An 18858-nucleotide genomic window follows, 5' to 3' on the forward strand; every position below is an offset into this window, starting at 1 on the left:
TCAGCCGGCGCGGCCAATCTTTCCTAAAGTGTGAGCATGCGTCGGCACATGCCGAGGGGATGCCATGCCACCGGAAAACGAAGAAAAAACCGCACTCCTGCTGGATGAACTGCTTGCGTTCGCGCAAGAACGATTGCCGGCCCAGACGTTCGGCATCGTCTCGCCGCTCCTGCGGCATTACTACGATCTGGCCGACGCCGAAGACCTGCTCGCGCGCGAGGTCGCGGATCTGTATGGCGCCGTGATGGCGCACTGGCAGACCGCGCAGAAGTTCAAGCCTGGCACCGTGGCGCGGCTGCGCGTCTACAACCCGAACCTCGAGGAGCACGGCTGGCATTCGGACCATACGATCGTCGAGATCGTGAACGACGACATGCCGTTCCTCGTGGACTCGGTGACGATGGAGGTCAATCGCGCCGGGCTTACGCTCCATTCGGCGATCCACCCGGTGTTCCGCGTCTGCCGCGACGCGCGCGGCGCCATCGAGAGCATCGGCCTGGGCGGCCCCGGGGCAGACGATAGCCCGAGCGGCGGCGCGTGCCAGCTGGAGTCGTTTATTCACTTCGAGGTCGACCGCACCGGCGATCCCGCGCAGCTCGAAGCGTTGCGCGACGGTATCGCGCGCATTCTGGGCGACGTGCGCGCGGCCGTGGAGGACTGGCCCGCGATGCAGAGCACCGCGCGCGAGACGGTCCAGCGCATGGCGAACACGCCGGGCGCCAATACGCCCGCCGCCGTGGAGGCGCGCGCGTTCCTCCAGTGGATGATCGACGACCATTTCACGTTCCTCGGCCACCGCGATTACGAACTCGTGGCCAAGGACGGCCAGTTCTGGCTGCGCGGCGTGCAGGGTTCCGGCGCCGGCATCCTGCGCGAAAGCCTGCGCGCGCCCGGCGACGACGCGCTGACGCCGCTGCCGGCCGCCGCGCGCGGCATCATCGAAGGCGAATCGCCGATCTTTCTGACGAAGGCCAACTCGCGTGCCACCGTGCACCGGCCCGGCTATCTGGACTATGTGGGCATCAAGCTCGTCGATGCGAACGGCAAGCTGTTCGGCGAACGACGTTTCGTCGGGCTCTACACGTCGACGGCCTATATGGTGCCAAGCAGCGAGATCCCGCTCGTTCGCCGCAAATGCGCGAACATTCTCGCGCGTGCTGGGTTTCTGACCAGGGGGCACCTGTACAAGTCGCTGGTCACGATTCTCGAGCAATATCCGCGCGACGACCTGTTCCAGGTGGATGAAGACGAGCTCTACGACACGGCGCTCGGCATCCTGCGCCTGCAGGAACACCAGCGCACGCGGCTGTTCGTGCGGCGCGACCGGTTCGATCGCTATGTCTCGTGCCTCGTGTTCGTGCCCCGCGACAAGTACAACACGGACCTGCGCCAGCGCATCCAGAAACTGCTCGTGCAGGCATTCAACGGCACGAGCTGCGAATTCACGCCGCTGCTGTCGGAGTCTCCGCTCGCGCGCATCCAGCTGACCGTGCGCGGGCAGCCCGGCACGATGCCCGAGGTCGATACGCGCGAACTCGAGGAGCGCATCGTCCAGGCCACGCGCCGATGGCAGGACGACCTTGCCGGCGCGCTGCACGAAAGCCGCGGCGAGGAACTCGGCAACCGCCTGCTGCGCCGCTATGGCGATTCGTTTCCGGCCGGCTATCGCGAAGACTACGCCGCCCGCACGGCCGTGCGCGATATCGAGCTCATGGAACAGGCGCGCCAGCACGCGAACGGGCTTGCCATGAACCTGTACCGGCCCATCGAGGCCGCGGCGGGCGCGTTCCGCTTCAAGGTGTTCCGCGCGGGCGAGCCCATCGCGCTCTCGCACAGCCTGCCGATGCTCGAGCATCTGGGCGTGCGCGTCGACGAGGAACGCCCCTATCTGATCGAACCCGACGCGGGCGCGCCCGTATGGATCCACGACTTCGGGCTCGAGATCGCGAACGATCATGACAGCACCCCGCTCGATGTGGAGATCGAGCGGATCAAGCCGCTGTTCGAGGATGCGTTCGGCCGCGCGTGGAATGGCGAGATCGAGAACGACGACCTCAACCGGCTGGTCCTGCGCGCGGGACTCGGCGCGCGCGACGTGACCATCCTCCGCGCGTACGCCAAGTACCTGCGGCAGGTCGGCTCGACGTTCAGCAACGCCTATATCGAACGCGCGCTGACGAGCAATCCGCGCATCGCGGCCATGCTGGTCGCGCTGTTCATCGCGCGCTTCGACCCCGCGGTCGCCTGCGGGCTTCCGGACGCCAACGCTGGCGCCGCCCCCGATGCGCGCTGCCAGAAATTGCTCGACGATATCGGCGCCGCGCTGGATCAGGTGCCCAATCTCGACGAGGACCGCATCCTGCGGCTGTTCCTCAACGTGATGATGGCCACCGTGCGCACCAACTACTTCCTGCGCGATGCGCACGGCGCGCACCGCCCTTACCTTTCGTTCAAGCTCAATCCGGCGCTCGTGCAGGGCTTGCCGGAGCCGCGGCCGATGTTCGAGATCTGGGTGTACTCGCCACGCGTGGAAGGCGTGCACCTGCGCGGCGGGCGTGTCGCGCGCGGCGGGCTGCGCTGGTCGGACCGCCGCGAAGACTTCCGGACCGAGGTGCTGGGGCTGATGAAGGCCCAGATGGTGAAGAACACCGTGATCGTGCCGGTCGGGTCCAAGGGCGGCTTCGTGGTCAAGCGTCCGCCGCCGATGACGGACCGCGACGCGTTCCTCGCCGAAGGCGTGGCTTGCTATCAGACCTTTCTGCGCGGGCTGCTCGACCTGACCGACAACCTCGTCGCGGGCGAGCTGATTCCGCCGCCGAACGTGGTGCGCCACGACGAATCGGATCCGTATCTGGTCGTGGCCGCCGACAAGGGCACGGCCACGTTCTCCGATTACGCCAACGCGATCTCGGCCGAGTACAAGTTCTGGCTCGACGATGCGTTCGCCTCGGGCGGGTCGGTCGGCTACGACCACAAGAAGATGGCCATCACCGCGCGCGGCGCGTGGGAATCCGTCAAGCGCCATTTCCGCGAGATGGGCGTCGATATCCAGCGCACGCCGTTCACCGTGGTCGGCATCGGCGACATGTCGGGCGACGTGTTCGGCAACGGCATGCTGCTGTCGCCGTGCATCCGGCTGCTGGCCGCGTTCGACCATCGCCATATCTTCCTGGACCCGGATCCCGATCCGGCGCGCACGCTGGCCGAGCGCGCGCGCATGTTCGCGCTGCCGCGTTCGAGCTGGGCCGACTACGACACGAAGCTCATCTCCGAAGGCGGCGGCATCTATCCGCGCACGGCCAAGTCCATCGCGCTGACGCCCCAGGTGCGCGCGGCGCTCGGCATCGAGGCCACGTCGCTGTCCCCGGCGGATCTGATCCACGCGATCCTGATGGCGCCGGTCGATCTGCTCTACAACGGCGGCATCGGCACCTATGTGAAGTCGGCCGGGGAGACGCACCAGCAGGTGGGCGACCGCGCCAACGACGCGGTGCGCGTGAACGGCAGCGAGTTGCGCTGCAAGGTCGTCGGCGAAGGCGGCAACCTGGGCTTCACGCAGCTGGGGCGGATCGAGTTCGCGCGCAATGGCGGACGCATCAACACCGATGCGATCGACAATTCCGCCGGCGTCGATTGTTCGGACCACGAAGTCAATATCAAGATCCTGCTCGGGATTGTCGTGCGCGATGGCGAGATGACCGAAAAGCAGCGCAACACATTGTTGGCGGAAATGACCGACGAAGTGGGCCTGCTCGTGCTGCAGGACAATTACTACCAGACGCAGGCGCTGTCCGTGGCCGGGCGCGAGTCGGCCACGCTGATCGATGCCGAGGCACGGCTGATCCGCTGGCTCGAACGCGCGGGCCGGCTCAATCGTCCGCTCGAATTCCTGCCGTCGGAGGAAGGCATTGCCGAACGCAAGGCCGACGGCGCGGGCCTCACCTCGCCCGAACGCGCGGTGCTGCTGGCCTACAGCAAGATGTGGCTGTACGACGAACTGCTCGTCTCCGACCTGCCCGACGATCCGCTCGTCGCCTACCTGCTGCCCGACTATTTTCCGAAGCCGCTGCGCGAACGCTATGCGGGCGCGATGGAGCGGCATCCGCTGCGCCGCGAGATCCTGGCCACGCATCTGACCAATATGCTCGTAAACCGCATCGGCGCGACGTTCGTCCATCATCTGATGGAAGAGACGGACGCGCGCCCGGCCGACATCGTGCGCGCGTGCATGCTGGCGCGCGACGTGTTCGGGCTCACCGCGCTGTGGCAGCAGATCGATGCACTGGACAACCGCGTGGACGATGCCGTGCAGGCGCAGATGTTCGGCGCGCTGGGCCGGCTGCTGGAGCGCGCGACGCTCTGGTTCGTCCGTTACCTGCGTGGCGGCGGCGCGGTGGAGGCCGGCGCCGCGCGCTTCGTCGACGCGGCGCGCTGGCTGACGCCACAGCTGCCGCAGTTGCTACCGGAGGACACCGCGGCCGCGCTCGATGCGCGCGTGCGCGAGCTGACCGAAGCCGGCGTCGAGCCGTCGCTGGCCATGGCCGTGGCCGCGAGCGACAACGCCGCCGCCGCGCTCGATATCGCGGAGGTCGCGGCCAATTGCGATCGCAGTCTCGACGCGGTGGCCGGCGTCTACTTCGCGCTCGACACGCATCTGAACTTCGGCTGGCTGCGCGAGCGCGCGCTGGCGCTGCCCGCCGACACGCACTGGGATCTGCTGGCACGCACCACGACGCTGGAAGACCTCGGACGACTCAAACGCGCGTTAGCCACGAGCGTGCTGTCGAGCGCGCCCGCGGTGGACGATGCCGCCACGCTGATCGATGCATGGCGCGCGGGCCGTCAGCCCGCGCTCGATCGCTATGCGCAGATGCTGGCGGACCAGCGCGCGTCGGGAGCGCCCGCGACGGCGGGTCTGTCGATGTTGTCGGTGGCGGTGCGCGAGATTGGGCTGCTCGATCGGGGGTGAAGCTGAGGGTGATGGGTGAGGGGTGAGGGGCGATCAGTCGTCGATCGCATCCTCGTCGTCGATATCGCGCAGCGGCTCGAGGTCCTCCCCGAGCGCATCGCTGTCGTCGCCATCCGCGCCGCGCGCGCGAAACTCGATGCCCAGCCGGATGAACAGGTCGAACGCATCCGCGAGCATATGTTTTTGCCGCGGCAGCAGGCTGGCGTAGGGCATGTCGTAGATCGACTGATGCGTGCCGCGCGCGCCCTTGAGGCCACGATCGCGCGCGATGTCCGAAAGCAGCGCGGCGAACCCGGACAGGTCCTGCGCGGCAAGCGCGGCGTTCAACACCCTCGCGATGACCTGGGGGGTTGCGCCCGACCAGCCGATGACCTCGGCGTTCGAAGCGGAGTCGTGGGAAAGATCGCTAATGTCCATAATGTTCTTAACGGTCCCGTCTCCGCCGTCTTGAGGAAATCTGGCGCCGTCACGCCATTTTTCCTTCAAGTTTCGGGGTCAGTGCCGTCGTCCGCGTGGGCGTTCGGGCTCGGCCGAGGGTGATTCCCGCCGAGATTGCCTGTATTCGATGGTGCCATCTCGCTTCTGCCTGGCTTGCACGGGATTGCGTGCGCCACACATCGGGCATCGGAACAAGAATCCCTGGCCCTCATTTTTGATCGTCACCTCTGACGGTTGCCACTGGGCACCGCAGGGTTGGTTCTGGCAGACAAACATATAGACTCCAAATACGCCGGGCATCGTAACATGGGTGTTGCGTCGGTCACATGCTACACAAGCAGAATTGTCCCCCTACCTTGGCGGGGGGCCGCCCATGCGCCACATGTTGGGCGGCTCGCCCAACGCGGTGCTCTGGTACATCCATGCGCCACATCCCGCGCAACGCCAGCGGCTGTCCACCTTGCATCGATTGGGCATGGCGCCGATGCCCGACGCCTGCAGATTCTCGTGTGGCGGCACACTTGCCGGCTCGCCCACCAGCAAATGGCAAAGGTCACAGGCCTGCATCGTGGCTCCTCGAATGATCCTTACTCAGCTTAGTCACAAAGCGGGGCCGACCCCAATGCGATCAAGGACTTCGGTGGCTCGCTAGAATGGCGGCATTTCGCCTGACGCGTCTTCCCGACGTCCCCCGACCATGTTTACGCTTTCCGCCGACGCCACGCCTCTCTCCAAGACCGAGCACTATGCGGAGCTCGTGGAACTGGCGCGCGGCCTGCTCGGCGACGAACGCGACGTCGTCGCCAACGCGGCCAACTTCTCCTCGCTCGTCTTTCACTCGCTGCGCGATCTCAACTGGGCCGGCTTCTATTTCTACGACGGCACCGAGCTCGTCGTGGGGCCGTTCCAGGGCAAGCCCGCATGCGTGCGCATTGCCCTCGGCAAGGGGGTGTGCGGCACGGCCGCGCAGACGCGCGTCACGCAGGTCGTGCCCGATGTGCACGCATTTCCGGGCCATATCGCATGCGACGCGGCCTCGCGTTCGGAGATCGTCGTGCCCCTCTTCGCCGAAGACGGCACGCTGATCGGCGTCTGGGACGTGGACAGCCCGGTGCCCGGCCGCTTCGACGACGAGGATGCGCGCGGCATGGAAGCGCTCTGCCGGGTCTTTATCGCGACCCTACCTCGCTGACTCTCGCGCGGAGTCTCGCACCGAACCTCCCGCTGAACCCCGCGCCCCGCCGATCGCATGGCGCACCGCATGCTGGACGAACGCGCGCACCGTCGCCGACGCTTCGCTGGCGCGATAGGCGAGCGCGACTTCGGACACGATGGGCTTGCCGGCGATCGGCCGGTACACCACGCCCGGCAACGCCACACAGGCCGCCAGCGAGCCGGGTACCACCGACACGCTGTTGCCGAGCGCGACGCGCGCGAGCACCGCGGCCAGCGTGCCGCCCCGCGGACCGATCGCGGCCGAGAAGCGGCCGCGGCGCGCCACCTCGACCGTGCCCGCCTCCTGCTCCGGCACCACGAAGGTCGCCTCGCGCAATTGCGCGGGGTGGATCTCCAGTTCCCGCGCGAGCGGCGAGTCGGAGGGAATCGCCAGCAGGAACGCGTCGCGGTGCACCGTCTGCGTGCGCACGCCGTCGGGCAGCGCCATCGGCGGACGACAGTAGGCGACGTCGATCTCCCCCGCCTCCAGCATCGGGCCGATGCGGTCCATGACCACCTCGTCGATCCGGATATCGACGAGCGGATGCGTGTCCCGGAAGCCGCGGATGTTCTGCTGCAGCACGCCGGCGTACGCGGCCGACCCCACGTACCCCACTTCGATGCGCCCCACTTCGCCGCGTTCGGCACGCGCGGCCACGTCGATGCCGCGCGACAGATGCTCGAGCACGGCCAGCGCTTCCGGCAGGAATGCCTGCCCGGCGGCCGTGAGTTCGACGGAGCGGCGCGTGCGGTGGAACAGGCGGGCGCCCAGCAGGCGCTCGGCCTCCTGGATCCGTCGGGTGAGCATCGGCGGCGCGAGGTCGAGGGCCTCCGCCGCGTGGCCGAAATGCAGATGGCGCGCGACTTCCGCGACGGCGCGCAGGTGGGCGATATCGAGTGTCTTCATGGTTCCGTATTGACTCGATCGTCAATGAAGTTGTCACTGTATAGCAATGACAGGCAATACGGGGGTCGCTACCATGCAATCCTCGCTGGAACCCTGCCCCCGCACACCGATGTCCGCCCCCGCCTCTTCGCAACCGTTCTCGCGCCCCGACGCGCCACCCGATGCGCCCGGCCGCGGCAGCAAGGCCTTTGTCCTCGCCACCGCGTCGGCCACCTGCTCGCTGATCGTGCTCGACACGAATGTGGTGGCGGTCTCCCTGCCCGCGATCGCACGCACGTTCCAGGCGAGCTTCGCCGATGTGGAATGGGTGGTCAGCGCCTATATGGTCGCGTTTGCGTCGTGCCTGCTGCCCGCCGGCGGCCTGGCGGACCGGCTCGGGCGCAAGCGCATGATGGTGCTGGGGCTGGCGGTCTTCATCCTTGCGTCGGTCGGATGCGGGCTGGCGTCGACGGCGACCTTTCTCAATGTCGCGCGCGCGGTCAAGGGCGTCGGCGCGGCGATGCTGCTCACGGCCGCGCTGGCCATCATCGCCAATACCTTCCACGAAGGCGCCGAGCGTACGCGCGCCTGGGCCGTGTGGGGGACGTGCATGGGAATCACCACGACGATCGCACCGCTGGTCGGCGGCGTGATCACGCAGTGGGCCGGCTGGCGCTGGATCTTCCTGATCAATGTGCCCGTCTGCCTGGTGCTCGTGGGCTGCGTGCGATATGCGGTGACCGAATCGCGCAATCCGGCGGCCTCCCGCATCGATGCACTGGGCAGTGCGCTGTTCGGCGTGGCGCTGATGCTGGGCATCTGGGCACTGATCGATATGCCCGCGCATGGGTGGACGTCGCTGGCCACGTGGTCGCGTTTCGGCGGCGCGGCGCTGCTGCTGGCCCTCTTCGTCGTGCACGAGCGTGCCACGGCGCATGCGATGATCGACCTCTCGCTATTCCGGCAACCGCGCTTTGTCGGCGCGGTGCTGGGGATGTTCGGCTATGCGGCCTGCGCGCAGGTGATGATGACGTTCCTGCCGCTGTATCTGCAGAACGCGTTCGAGATGTCGGCCGTACAGGCCGGGGTGGGCATGCTGCCGTTCGCGCTGGCGATGATCGTCGGGCCCTATCTCGGCGCGCGGCTGTCGGCGCGCTTCGATGGCAGCCGCAGCGTGCTGGTGGCGGGCCTGCTGCTGATCGGCACGGGCAACGTGCTCGTCGCGGCGGTTGCCACGCATGCGCACTACGGCCTCGTGGCCGCAGGCATGGTCGTGACCGGCCTCGGTGCCGGGGTAATGAACGGCGATACGCAGAAGGCGATCATGGCCTGCGTGCCCGTGCACCGGACGGGGATGGCCTCCGGCATCAGCACCACGACGCGTTTCTCGGCGATCGTGACGGCGGTGGGCGTGCTCGGCGCGGTGCTGGCGTCGCGGACGCAGCTGGCGTTCGAGGATGCATTGCCCGCCGGGTTCGCGTGGCGCGATGCGCTGGGCGCGGACTTCCTGGCACGCGTGCTCGCGGGCGACATCGCGCAGGCCATCGCGCCGCTCGACGGGACGGCGCGGGCCTCCGTGGGGACACTGGCGAGTCAGGCGTTTGCGAGTGGCTTTGGCGCGGCGTTGATGGTGGCCGGCGTGGTGGCGCTGGTGCTGAGCGCCACCGTATGGTCGCTGTACCGTGCCGCGCGCTAAGGCGCGGCAACCGCATCAGCAGCGATAGTCCCCGCCGTCGCGGTCCAGCAGGCGCAGTAGCGCGGTCCACTCTCGGTCCAGGTGGACCGTGTCGAGGTACGCGTAGTCGTCGTGCTGTTTGGCCGCGTGCTCGCACACTTCCGGCGACGGGATCGTGACCTTCTGGCCCATCGACAGCGTCTTCACCTGGATCTCGCACGCGCGGTTCAGGTAGAACATGCGCGTGAACGCCTCCGCCACCGAGCGGCCCGTGGTCAGCAAGCCGTGGTTGCGCAGGATCAGGTAGTTGGCGTCTTTCATCGACGCGACGATGCGCGAGCGCTCGTCGAGGTCGAGCGAAATGCCTTCGTAGTCGTGATAGTTCACGCGGTTGTAGAACTGCATGCTGATCTGGTTCAGCGGCAGCAGCCCGCATTCGAGCGCGGCCACGGCCATGCCCGCGTCGGTGTGAAGGTGGACCACGCACTCCACGTCATGGCGGCTCTGATGCAGCGCGCTGTGGATCGTGAAGCCGGCCGCGTTGACCTCGAAGCGGTTATCGCCGATGGGGCGCCCTTCGGTGTCGATCTTCACGAGGCACGACGCGGTAATCTCGTCGAAGAACCAGCCGTGCGGATTGATCAGGAACTGGTCGTTCGTGCCCGGCACGCGCACGGAAATATGCGTGTAGATGAGGTCGGTCAGGTTGAACTTGGCGGCCAGCCGGTATGCGGCGGCCAGTTGCACGCGCACCGCCCACTCTTCCTCGCTGATATTGAGCGGCTTGCGGTTTCGATGCGGATCGGTCGTGGAGATCATGGGATTCCTTTCGAGAGGTGAATTCAGACCAGCGCGGACATGACGATCTCCACGCGGTACGCGGGATCGGCCAGTTCCACCTTGCCACAGCAGCGCGTCGGCGTCTCGCCCGGCGCCACCCACGCATCCCATACCGCGTTGAATGCATCGAAGTCTGCCATATCGGCGAGCCAGATCTGCGCGGTCAGCGCGCGGCGCTTGTCGGTGCCGGCTTCGGCCAGCAGCGCATCGACCTTGGCCAGCGCCTCGCGCGCCTGCGCGGCAATGTCGCCGGCCTTGTCGTCGGCCACCTGCCCGGCAAGGAACACCATGCCGTTGGCGACGACCGCGCGGCTGCGGCGGTGATTCTGGTCCAGACGGACGATCGGAGGATTGGAAGTGCTGGCGGTCATGTCGAAAGTCCGGTTCAGGCGTTGGTCGTGACGATACGGCGGCAGTGGTCGAGTGCCGCGCCGATCAGGTTGTTGTTGGCCTCGGGCGTGCGGAACGCCGAGTGCGCGGACAGCGTGACGTTGGGCAGCGTCGTCAGCACGTGCCCCGCCGGCATCGGCTCCACGGTGAACACGTCGAGCCCCGCGTGCGAGATCTTGCCGCTGCGCAGCGCGGCGATCATCGCGTCTTCATCCACGAGCGCGCCGCGCGCGGTGTTGATCAGGATGGCGCCATCGCGCATGCGCGCCATGCGCTCGGCGGTGATCATGCCGCGCGTCTCGTCGGTCAGCAGCAGGTGCAGCGACACCACATCGCTCTGCGCGAGCAGCGTGTCGAGGTCCACGAACTCCACGCCTTCGTGCGTCTTCGGCGTACGGTTCCAGGCCAGCACGCGCATCCCCATGCCGCGTGCCAGTCGCGCGAGCTCCGCCGCGATGCCGCCGAAACCGATCAGGCCGATGGTCTTGCCCGTGAGCTGCACGGCGTCCGAACGCAGCCAGTTGCCCGCGCGCATCTCGCGATCCATCCGCGCGAAGTTGCGCGCCGACGCCCACATCAGCGCGAACGCGCACTCGGCCACGGCCGTGTCGCCGTACCCCTTGATCGTATGCACGGTGATGCCGAGTTCGGCCAGTTCCTCGGGATTCATATAGCTGCGCGCGCCCGTGCCCAGGAACACCACGTGTTTGAGCCCCTTGCACTGCCGCGCGATGTCGGTCGGCAGATGCGTGTGGTCGATGATCGCGATCGGCGCGCCGGCGAGCGCGGCCGGCAGCTGTTCCGACTTGATATCGGGCTGCTGGTTGATCTCGAGCGGCAGGTCGTCGGCGCGGCGCAGGCGCAAAGACACTTCCGACAGTGTGGGATTGGCATCGACGAAGACGGCGCGCCATGCACCAGTATCGGACGTTTGGTTTGCGGAAGAGGTGGTCGAAATCATCGTGGTGGCTCTGCGATTAAAGGGATGGAGCGGTGGTTGGCAGGCTTGCGCCATTACAGTGCCGACCTAACCAAAACAGGGAAGATGCAGCGGCACTGCAGTGATCGCAGCATAACGCTTTACAGAATACAGATCAATAATTAAAGTCTGTATACAGGACGGAGTGCAGCGCTGGCCCAGCCGGCAAGTGCCCGTCGCCCTGTAACCCTGCTTAAGGAGCGTCCCCCATGACGATGCGCCCGGTTGTGCCATACAAAGCCCTGCTTTCCGCCACCCTGCTGGCTTCCACGCTGATGGCGTACAGCGGCACCGCCGCCGCCCAGGACACGAAAGCGTGGCCGAACAGCACGATTTCGATCGTCAGTGGCTTCCCGGGCGGTGCCGCCACCGACATCTATGCGCGCAAGCTGGGCGTGGAACTGAACAAGGAGTTCGGCGTCTCGTTTATCTCCGATAATCGCCCCGGCGCGGGCGGCAATATCGCTTCCGCGCTGGTAGCGCAGGCCAAGCCGGATGGTTATACGTTCCTGCTGGGCACGGCCGGTACGCACGCGATTAATCCCGCGCTATATTCGAAACTGCAATTCGACGTGGTGAATGATTTCTCGCGGATCGCATTATTGGGAACGCTGCCGAATATCCTGCTGATCAACCCGGAGAAGCACCCCGAGATCAAGACCTGCGCGGATCTGCTCGCGGCCGCGCGCAAGGCGCCGGGCACGCTCAACTACGCGTCCACGGGCAATGGCGCGTCGGGCCATCTGGCCGGCACGCAGTTCGCCACGGCCTCGAAGACCAGCTATGTGCATATCCCGTACAAGGGCCAGGGTCCGGCCATGACGGCGCTGCTGTCGGGCGAGGTCGATTTCTTCTTCAACCAGAGCTCGCCGAGCCTGGGCCCGATCCAGTCCGGCAAGGTCCGCGCGCTCGCCGTGACGTCCCCGCAGCGCGTCAGCGTGCTGCCCGATGTGCCGACCGTCGCCGAGGCCTGCAACCTGCCCGGCTTCGAAAGCACGACGTGGTACGGCCTGTTCGGTCCGGCCGCCCTGCCCGCCGATATCCAGAACCGCATGTCGAAGGCCGTGCTCAAGGCCATCAACACGGACGAGTTCAAGGGATGGCTCGTCAGCCAGGCCATCCAGCCGATCAAGGACGGCGGCCCGGACGCGTTCAAGCGCGTGCAGCAGGCCGATATGAAGACCTGGGCGAAGATCGTCAAGGATTCGGGCGCGCACGTGGACTGATGCATGACCGCACGGGTGTATACACACCCGTGCACAGCATCGAATTCAGGTATATTCCTGCCTTCGCTTCGTTCAGACAGCCAGAATAGACAGGACCGACACCGTGGCAACAGCAGCAAGTGACAGCATCGTCGAGCAGGTCTACGACAAGCTCAAGGCCATGAGCGTCGGTTACGACTTCAAGCCCGGCGAGCGCCTCAATGAAGGCGTGCTGGCGAGCGCGCTCGGCGTCAGCCGCACGCCGCTGCGCGAGGCGCTGACGCGCCTGACCACCGAAGGCCTGCTGCGCTTTTCGCCGGGCAAGGGCTTTTTCTGCCGGGACCTCGATGCGCAGGAAGTGTTCTCGCTCTACGAGATGCGCAAGATCGTGGAAGTGGAGGCGCTGCGCCTCTCGCTGGAACGCGCAAAGGACGAGGATATCGAGGCGTTGCTGACATTCCTCGAGAACACGGGTCCCGAGCCCGGCAACCGTTCCGTCGAGGAACTCGTCCGGCTCGACGAGACCTTTCACGAAAGCCTGATGGCGATGTCGGGCAACCTCGAGATGCTGCGCGTGCTGCGCAATATCAACGCGCGCATCCGCTTCGTGCGCTGGATCGACATGGAGCGCTGCGACCGCCGCGTCAGCCAGAACGACCACCGCGAGATCCTGCTGGGCCTGAAGGCGCGCGATGCCGACCGGTGCATCCCGATCCTGGCGCGCCATATCGACCGCCGCCACGACCAGATCGCCACCGCGCTCAAGGAAGGCCTCGCGCAGATCTACATGGGCTGATGCGCGCCTTTACCCCTGTTTCTCGGGGAACAGCGACAGCCTGATATTCGTCAGCGCGGACACCGTTTCGCGCGACGCGCTGCCCGCGCCGTGCGCGATCGCGGCCAGCGCATTGTCGATCCGCGCGGCCAGCCGCGGCGGCGGCGCCAGCGCGGCACCCTCCCGCACCCTTCTCAGGTAGTGATACTCGAGCGAGCGCAGCACGCGCGCAAGCCGGCTCCGCGCGACGGGCGGCAACATGTCGAAATCGCGCTGGAGCGCCAGCGTGCCGAAGCCCACCTGCAGTTCCGTAAAGCCCTTGTTCGACGTCTTGTCGCTGCTGGCCGCGAGCAGCGGCACGAGCCGCTGCAGCTGGTCCAGCATGCGGCCGCGCAACTGGGGATGCTCCTCCAGTTCACGGCGATCGGCACCGAGCGCGATGTCCTTCCAGCTTGCATGCACGAGCCGCCGCAGCACCGCGTGCGCGCCGAACGGCCGCACCATCACGACCCAGAGCGGCGCGAAGATCATCGCGGCGAAGGTCGCGATCGTGCCGTTGAACAGGTTGCCGAAGTTCGCGTCGTACAGCATCTGCACATTCGCGAACGACGCGGCATTGACCGATAGCAGCACCGCGAACAGATTGAACCCGGGCCGCGCGATCAGCGCGCCGATGATCAGGTACGGCACCGCGAGCAAACCCGCCAGTCCCGCGAAGTCATGCGCGAACGGCAGCACCACGAAGATGTAGAACCATGACACGACCAGGCACACCATGGCCCAGCGCACGAAGCGCCAGGCCGTGCGGCGCGGCTCGTCGATGGTCGCGTAGATGCAGGTGGTCAGCGCGGCCAGCGCAACCGGTGCGCCCCCTTCGATCCATCCCGACAGGATCCATGCGAGTCCCGCCACGAATGTCGCGCAGCCCGCCGTGAGCGCGTAGACGAGCAGCATCGCGTGATCGTGGTGATAGGCGCGCTCCCCGGGCTGGTCCGCATAGCGCAGCTCCGGCATGACCTGCTCGGTCGACCGGTCGCTGATGCGCTGCTGGAGCACGAGGCAGTCGTGCCAGAGATCGGACAGCGTGGCAAGGTGATGCTCGGCCGTGGCCACGAGGTCCGAGTGCCAGCCCGGCTCCGGCGCGCTCGCCGCCACCGTCGCCGGGTCGGGCAGGACGACCGTGCGGGCCTCGCCACGCATCCAGGCGGCCACGCCCGCCATGCGCTGCGCCAGTGCCTCGGGCACGCCCGCCGGATGCGCGTGCAGGGCGCTCAGCACGCTGGCCAGGCCGGACAGCTCGGGCAGCAGCATCGTCATGCGCGCATGCAGGCAGCGCGCGCAGCGGACCGCCATCGCCGTGTCGGCATCGAACTGCAGATGCGTGATCAGCGTGTCCAGCTGGCGGATGTCGGCGGCGAGCTTGTAGCGGCTGTCGTGCTGCTGCATGTCCCCCGGCGCGCCCGTCAGCATCGCCGACGCCCAGCGCGCGGCATCGGCCAGCCATACCGTGGTCTGCGCATGGAGCGCGGACGCCACGCGCGCGGGGAATACGAGCGACCCGATGACGCTGGCGCAGACGATGCCGATGCAGATCTCCTCCACGCGCGCGACCGCGAGGTCGAAGATCTGCAGCGGATCGTTGACCGCCGGCAGCGCGACGATCGGCAGCGTGTAGGCCGCGAGCAGGAAGACGTAGCTGCGTGGCGAGCGTTCCATCAGCGAGAGGTACAGCAGCGTGCCGACCCAGAATGCGATGGCGCCCATCAGCAGCGTCGGCGAATCGACGAGCGGCGGCACCAGGGCCACGGCCGCGATGGCGCCGAGCAGCGTGCCGACCACGCGGTACGCCCCCTTCGAGCGCGTGGCGCCCGTTAGCGGATGGGACACGAGATACACGGTCGCCATCGCCCAGTAGGGCCGCGGCAACGCGAAGGCCAGCGCGATATACAGCGCGAGCATCGCGGCCGCGAACACCTTGGCTGAAAACACCCAGTCGCGTGCGCTGGGGAAGCCGATCATGCGAGCGAACATGGTGCGATCAGGCGACGAGGCCGCCGAGCCGCATGAGCAGGCGCATCAGCATCGCGAACACGAACACCGTGCCCACGCCGCCGAGCCACAGCAATGCCATCCATCCGAGCCGGAGACCGAGACCGGCCTCCGTGGCCCCGGTCGTCCCGGCGGCCTGCCGGGGCGCGTTGTCGAGATGTCGATCGTTCATTAGTGATACCCCTCCCCTGCCTTGACCTTGCCGCGGAACACGTAGTACGACCACGACGAATACGTGAGGATGATCGGCACGATGAACAGCGCGCCCACGAGCGCGAAGCCCTGGCTCTGCGGCGGCGACGAAGCCTGCCAGATCGAGACGTCCGGCGGAATGATGTTGGGCCACACGCTGATGGCCAGCCCCGTGTAGCCGAGGAACACCATCAGCAGCGCCAGCAGGAACGGCGACGCATTCGGCCGGCTGCCCAGCACGCGGATGATGCCGAACGCGGCGGCGAGCACGAGCACGGGCACCGGCGCGAACCAGAACACGTTCGGCAGCGAGAACCAGCGATGCGCGATCTCCGGATGCGTGAGCGGCGTCCATACGCTGGTGATGGCAATGAAGATCAGCATCATCGCGGTCAGCGGCGTGGCCGCCGCGATCATGCGGCCCTGCAGGCGGCCTTCGGTCTTCATGATCAGCCACGTGCAGCCGAGGAACGCATAGGCCACGACGACGCCGAGGCCCGTGAACAGCGGAAACGGCGCGAACCAGTCGAACGCCCCGCCCACATAGTCATGCCCGTTCACCGCGATGCCGTTGATATACGCGCCCAGCGCCACGCCCTGGAAGAAGCCCGCCAGCGCGGAGCCGCCGATAAACGCCTTGTCCCACAGATGGCGCGTGCGGTCGCTCGCCTTGAAGCGGAATTCGAATGCGACGCCGCGGAAGATCAGCGCCAGCAGCATGAGCATCAGCGGCACGTACAGCGCGCTCAGCACCACGCCGTACGCGAGCGGAAACGCGCCGAACAGCGCCGCGCCGCCCAGCACGAGCCACGTCTCGTTGCCGTCCCAGACCGGCGCGACGGTGTTCATCATCACGTCGCGGTCCACACGGTCGCTCACGAATGGAAACATGATGCCGATGCCCAGATCGAAGCCATCCATGACCACGTACATCATCACGCCGAAGTAGATCAGCGCGACCCAGATGAGGGGGAGATCGATTCCCATGACAGTTTGCCTCGTTAGCCGATTAATGGTTGCTGAACTGCGCAGCGGCAGTACCGGGGACGGTTCCGGATGCGCTGCTACCCATCGGCACCGCCTGCGGCGGCACCGGGATATGGCTGGGGCCCACGTCGCCGTGCGCGCCGCCATCGGGACCCTTGTTCACGAGCTTGAGCATGTAGCGGATACCGGCGCCGAACAGCAGGAAGTAGACGACCACGAACGCCGCCAGCGAGCCCGCGATCGGACCCACGTCATGGCGCGACACCGCTTCGCTGGTGCGTAGCAGGCCATAGACCACCCACGGCTGGCGGCCGATCTCGGTGGTCAGCCAGCCGGCCAGCAGCGCGATCAGCCCGGTCGGGCCCATCGCCACCGCGAAACGCTGGAACAGGCGGTTGTGGAACAGCGCGCCGTTGCGGCGCAGGACGAGTCCCAGCAGGCCGAACAGGATCATCAGCACGCCGAGGGCGACCATCGCGCGGAACGTAAAGAAGATGACGGTCGAGTTCGGCCGGTCGGCCTTGGGGAAGTCCTTGAGCCCGCGGATCTGGCCGTCGAGGCTGTGCGTCAGGATCAGGCTGCCGAGGCGCGGAATCTCGATCGCGTATTTCGTGACTTCCTTGTCCATGTCAGGAATGCCGAACACGATCAGCGGGAAGCCGCTCGTATCGCCCTTGGGCGCGGTATCCCAGTGGCCTTCCATCGCGGCGATCTTGGCCGGCTGGTACTTGAGCGTGTTCAGGCCGTGCGCGTCGCCGACGAACGCCTGCACCGGCGCGATGATCAGCACCATCCACATCGCCATCGACAGCATCTTGCGCGACGCGGCCTCGGCCTTGCCATGCAGCAGCAGCCAGGCGCCCGCCGCCGCGACGAACAGCGCCGTGGACAGATAGGCGGCGATGCTCATATGGGCAAGGCGGTACGGGAACGACGGGTTGAAGATGACCGCGAGCCAGTCGGTGGGCACCACGCGGCCGTTCAGGATCTCGTAGCCCTGCGGCGTCTGCATCCAGCTGTTGGACGCCAGGATCCACGTCGTGGAGATCAGCGTGCCGACGGCGACCATGATCGTCGCCAGGAAATGCAGGCCCGGGCCGACACGATTCCAGCCGAACAGCATCACGCCGAGAAAGCCCGCTTCGAGGAAGAACGCGGTCAGCACTTCATACGTGAGCAGCGGTCCGGTCACGCCACCGGCGAACTCCGAAAAGAAGCTCCAGTTGGTGCCGAACTGGTAGGCCATGACGAGGCCCGACACCACTCCCATACCAAAGTTGATGGCGAAAATCTTGACCCAGAAATGGAACAGGGTCTTGTAGACAGGGTCTTTGGTGCGCAGCCAGCATCCTTCGAGAACCGCGAGATAACTGGCGAGGCCAATCGTGATCGCGGGAAAGATGATGTGGAAGGAAACTGTGAATCCAAACTGGATACGCGCAAGTTCTAGTGCGGTTATTCCGTGCATCGCTGGGCTCTCTTCGGTGGACAGCGGCATCCGTTCGTGCCGTGTTGCGAAGATTAAGAGAGCCTCGGTAAAAGCGACGGATACAGTTGCGACGGTTGCGGCGAAGCTCAGCGCCAGCGTCGTGCGGACAGGAAATCATGCGCGGGAATGCGCGAAAACGCGCGTACGGCGCGTGCGAACCGTCGTGAAAACCCGTCGCGGGAACTGTCGTGCGAACTGTGTTGCACAGCCGTGTCGCGCACTGTATCCGTCGATATCGGCACGGTGCCGCTACCATGGTTCCATGGCTCGACGCCAAGCACTCAACGTCTCAACGTCCCAACGTCCCAACGTCCACGGAGAACGCATCATGCCAGCACGCACCGCACGTACGGAAAGCCTCAACCGCCTGAACCTGACCACGGCATTGCAGGCCATGATCCTCGCCGCGAGCGCCTTCGTGGCCCTGCACGTGCAGAGCGCGCATGCGGAGACCGCCGCGCAGCGGCAGACGCTTGCCGCGCTGAAGGCCAGCAAGCCGCAGCCGTGCAACGCGCCCGTCACGCATGCGAGCCTCGAGCGCGAGCTCGCGAACCTCGAAGCCGCGGGGTTCAACCCTGCCGGTAACGACAACGACTACCCGCAGAACCTGGAGCGCGCGGAACGCATCGTCGCCGCGCACACGCCGGCCTGCACCATGGGCTGATTTTCCGAGGTCGCGGCGTGGAGGCCGTCATGAAGCAAGACCCTCCTCCTCCTCGTCTTGCGCTCCCCTCTTGCGGGTACCCCTCACCAGCCCGCACGGCCTGCC

17 protein-coding genes are annotated in these 18858 nt (G+C 66.7%); 6 read left to right on the forward strand and 11 right to left on the reverse strand.

Annotation, left to right across the window (positions count from 1 at the left end; all coding sequences use genetic code 11):
* The first annotated feature begins 64 nt into the window (after nucleotides 1–64).
* Nucleotides 65–4969, forward strand: a complete 4905-nt coding sequence (locus AAHB16_RS01950; protein WP_342049938.1) for an NAD-glutamate dehydrogenase — start codon at nucleotides 65–67, stop codon at nucleotides 4967–4969.
* 33 nt (nucleotides 4970–5002) lie between these two features.
* On the opposite strand, the gene AAHB16_RS01955 is transcribed toward AAHB16_RS01950, so the two are convergent.
* From AAHB16_RS01955 to AAHB16_RS01965, 3 genes are all read right to left on the reverse strand, one after another.
* A complete protein-coding gene (locus AAHB16_RS01955) occupies nucleotides 5003–5386 on the reverse strand; it encodes a hypothetical protein (protein ID WP_150372070.1) in 384 nt (127 codons plus the stop codon).
* Nucleotides 5387–5464: 78 nt separating this feature from the next.
* The gene (locus AAHB16_RS01960) at nucleotides 5465–5683 is read right to left on the reverse strand and encodes a hypothetical protein (protein WP_150372071.1); all 219 of its coding nucleotides are present in this window, start codon (nucleotides 5681–5683) and stop codon (nucleotides 5465–5467) included.
* A 75-nt stretch (nucleotides 5684–5758) separates the two neighbouring features.
* The gene (locus AAHB16_RS01965) at nucleotides 5759–5974 is read right to left on the reverse strand and encodes a hypothetical protein (protein ID WP_109581386.1); all 216 of its coding nucleotides are present in this window, start codon (nucleotides 5972–5974) and stop codon (nucleotides 5759–5761) included.
* 130 nt (nucleotides 5975–6104) lie between these two features.
* Here AAHB16_RS01965 and AAHB16_RS01970 point away from each other — a divergent pair, with 130 nt between their 5' ends.
* The gene (locus tag AAHB16_RS01970; RefSeq protein ID WP_150372072.1) at nucleotides 6105–6599 is read left to right on the forward strand and encodes a GAF domain-containing protein; all 495 of its coding nucleotides are present in this window, start codon (nucleotides 6105–6107) and stop codon (nucleotides 6597–6599) included.
* On the opposite strand, the gene AAHB16_RS01975 is transcribed toward AAHB16_RS01970, so the two are convergent.
* On the reverse strand, nucleotides 6588–7529 hold the full coding sequence (locus AAHB16_RS01975; protein WP_150372073.1) for a LysR family transcriptional regulator: 942 nt from the start codon (nucleotides 7527–7529) through the stop codon (nucleotides 6588–6590). The two genes, AAHB16_RS01970 and AAHB16_RS01975, sit on opposite strands and share 12 nt — an antisense overlap.
* Nucleotides 7530–7575: 46 nt before the next feature.
* Between AAHB16_RS01975 and AAHB16_RS01980 the strand changes: the two genes are divergently transcribed.
* Nucleotides 7576–9204 (forward strand): MFS transporter, encoded by a 1629-nt coding sequence (locus AAHB16_RS01980; protein ID WP_446718052.1) that lies wholly within the window; start codon nucleotides 7576–7578, stop codon nucleotides 9202–9204.
* A gap of 15 nt (nucleotides 9205–9219) precedes the next feature.
* On the opposite strand, the gene AAHB16_RS01985 is transcribed toward AAHB16_RS01980, so the two are convergent.
* The 3 genes from AAHB16_RS01985 to AAHB16_RS01995 are packed head-to-tail and all read right to left on the reverse strand — an operon-like array spanning nucleotide 9220 to nucleotide 11374.
* Nucleotides 9220–10002: a class II aldolase/adducin family protein gene (locus AAHB16_RS01985; protein WP_150372075.1), complete on the reverse strand. Its 783-nt coding sequence runs from the start codon at nucleotides 10000–10002 to the stop codon at nucleotides 9220–9222.
* Nucleotides 10003–10025: 23 nt separating this feature from the next.
* Nucleotides 10026–10394 (reverse strand): RidA family protein, encoded by a 369-nt coding sequence (locus AAHB16_RS01990; protein WP_150372076.1) that lies wholly within the window; start codon nucleotides 10392–10394, stop codon nucleotides 10026–10028.
* A 14-nt stretch (nucleotides 10395–10408) separates the two neighbouring features.
* Nucleotides 10409–11374 carry an NAD(P)-dependent oxidoreductase gene (locus AAHB16_RS01995; protein WP_150372077.1) on the reverse strand — a complete coding sequence of 322 codons (966 nt, stop codon included), beginning with the start codon at nucleotides 11372–11374 and terminating at the stop codon, nucleotides 10409–10411.
* A 227-nt stretch (nucleotides 11375–11601) separates the two neighbouring features.
* Here AAHB16_RS01995 and AAHB16_RS02000 point away from each other — a divergent pair, with 227 nt between their 5' ends.
* On the forward strand, nucleotides 11602–12618 hold the full coding sequence (locus tag AAHB16_RS02000; protein ID WP_342049940.1) for a Bug family tripartite tricarboxylate transporter substrate binding protein: 1017 nt from the start codon (nucleotides 11602–11604) through the stop codon (nucleotides 12616–12618).
* 103 nt (nucleotides 12619–12721) lie between these two features.
* Nucleotides 12722–13393: a GntR family transcriptional regulator gene (locus tag AAHB16_RS02005; protein WP_150372078.1), complete on the forward strand. Its 672-nt coding sequence runs from the start codon at nucleotides 12722–12724 to the stop codon at nucleotides 13391–13393.
* 9 nt (nucleotides 13394–13402) lie between these two features.
* Here AAHB16_RS02005 and AAHB16_RS02010 read toward each other — a convergent pair whose 3' ends face one another.
* From AAHB16_RS02010 to AAHB16_RS02025, 4 genes are read right to left on the reverse strand one after another with little or no spacing between them, the layout of a single operon-like run.
* The gene (locus AAHB16_RS02010) at nucleotides 13403–15403 is read right to left on the reverse strand and encodes an FUSC family protein (protein ID WP_342049941.1); all 2001 of its coding nucleotides are present in this window, start codon (nucleotides 15401–15403) and stop codon (nucleotides 13403–13405) included.
* Nucleotides 15404–15410: 7 nt separating this feature from the next.
* Entirely contained in the window at nucleotides 15411–15593 is a 183-nt protein-coding gene (locus AAHB16_RS02015; protein WP_150372079.1) for a DUF2474 domain-containing protein, read from the reverse strand.
* Nucleotides 15593–16600, reverse strand: coding sequence for a cytochrome d ubiquinol oxidase subunit II (gene cydB / locus AAHB16_RS02020; protein ID WP_150372080.1), 1008 nt, complete (start codon nucleotides 16598–16600; stop codon nucleotides 15593–15595). The genes AAHB16_RS02015 and cydB overlap by 1 nt, the downstream gene beginning before the upstream one ends.
* A gap of 22 nt (nucleotides 16601–16622) precedes the next feature.
* On the reverse strand, nucleotides 16623–18068 hold the full coding sequence (locus AAHB16_RS02025) for a cytochrome ubiquinol oxidase subunit I (RefSeq protein ID WP_342049942.1): 1446 nt from the start codon (nucleotides 18066–18068) through the stop codon (nucleotides 16623–16625).
* Nucleotides 18069–18417: 349 nt separating this feature from the next.
* Between AAHB16_RS02025 and AAHB16_RS02030 the strand changes: the two genes are divergently transcribed.
* Nucleotides 18418–18753, forward strand: a complete 336-nt coding sequence (locus AAHB16_RS02030) for a DUF4148 domain-containing protein (RefSeq protein ID WP_223851466.1) — start codon at nucleotides 18418–18420, stop codon at nucleotides 18751–18753.
* Nucleotides 18754–18858 lie beyond the last annotated feature (105 nt).

Source organism: Cupriavidus sp. OTU4054 (genome assembly GCF_038440175.1).
Lineage (GTDB): Bacteria > Pseudomonadota > Gammaproteobacteria > Burkholderiales > Burkholderiaceae > Cupriavidus > Cupriavidus pauculus_D.

Bases quoted from the DNA above. Each gene is read 5' to 3' on its own strand.
- AAHB16_RS01950 (WP_342049938.1), top strand. From the start codon at position 65: ATGCCACCGGAAAACGAAGAAAAAACCGCACTCCTGCTGGATGAACTG.
- AAHB16_RS01955 (WP_150372070.1), bottom strand. From the start codon at position 5,386: ATGGACATTAGCGATCTTTCCCACGACTCCGCTTCGAACGCCGAGGTC.
- AAHB16_RS01960 (WP_150372071.1), bottom strand. From the start codon at position 5,683: ATGTTTGTCTGCCAGAACCAACCCTGCGGTGCCCAGTGGCAACCGTCA.
- AAHB16_RS01965 (WP_109581386.1), bottom strand. From the start codon at position 5,974: ATGCAGGCCTGTGACCTTTGCCATTTGCTGGTGGGCGAGCCGGCAAGT.
- AAHB16_RS01970 (WP_150372072.1), top strand. From the start codon at position 6,105: ATGTTTACGCTTTCCGCCGACGCCACGCCTCTCTCCAAGACCGAGCAC.
- AAHB16_RS01975 (WP_150372073.1), bottom strand. From the start codon at position 7,529: ATGAAGACACTCGATATCGCCCACCTGCGCGCCGTCGCGGAAGTCGCG.
- AAHB16_RS01980 (WP_446718052.1), top strand. From the start codon at position 7,576: ATGACAGGCAATACGGGGGTCGCTACCATGCAATCCTCGCTGGAACCC.
- AAHB16_RS01985 (WP_150372075.1), bottom strand. From the start codon at position 10,002: ATGATCTCCACGACCGATCCGCATCGAAACCGCAAGCCGCTCAATATC.
- AAHB16_RS01990 (WP_150372076.1), bottom strand. From the start codon at position 10,394: ATGACCGCCAGCACTTCCAATCCTCCGATCGTCCGTCTGGACCAGAAT.
- AAHB16_RS01995 (WP_150372077.1), bottom strand. From the start codon at position 11,374: ATGATTTCGACCACCTCTTCCGCAAACCAAACGTCCGATACTGGTGCA.
- AAHB16_RS02000 (WP_342049940.1), top strand. From the start codon at position 11,602: ATGACGATGCGCCCGGTTGTGCCATACAAAGCCCTGCTTTCCGCCACC.
- AAHB16_RS02010 (WP_342049941.1), bottom strand. From the start codon at position 15,403: ATGTTCGCTCGCATGATCGGCTTCCCCAGCGCACGCGACTGGGTGTTT.
- AAHB16_RS02015 (WP_150372079.1), bottom strand. From the start codon at position 15,593: ATGAACGATCGACATCTCGACAACGCGCCCCGGCAGGCCGCCGGGACG.
- cydB (WP_150372080.1), bottom strand. From the start codon at position 16,600: ATGGGAATCGATCTCCCCCTCATCTGGGTCGCGCTGATCTACTTCGGC.
- AAHB16_RS02025 (WP_342049942.1), bottom strand. From the start codon at position 18,068: ATGCACGGAATAACCGCACTAGAACTTGCGCGTATCCAGTTTGGATTC.
- AAHB16_RS02030 (WP_223851466.1), top strand. From the start codon at position 18,418: ATGCCAGCACGCACCGCACGTACGGAAAGCCTCAACCGCCTGAACCTG.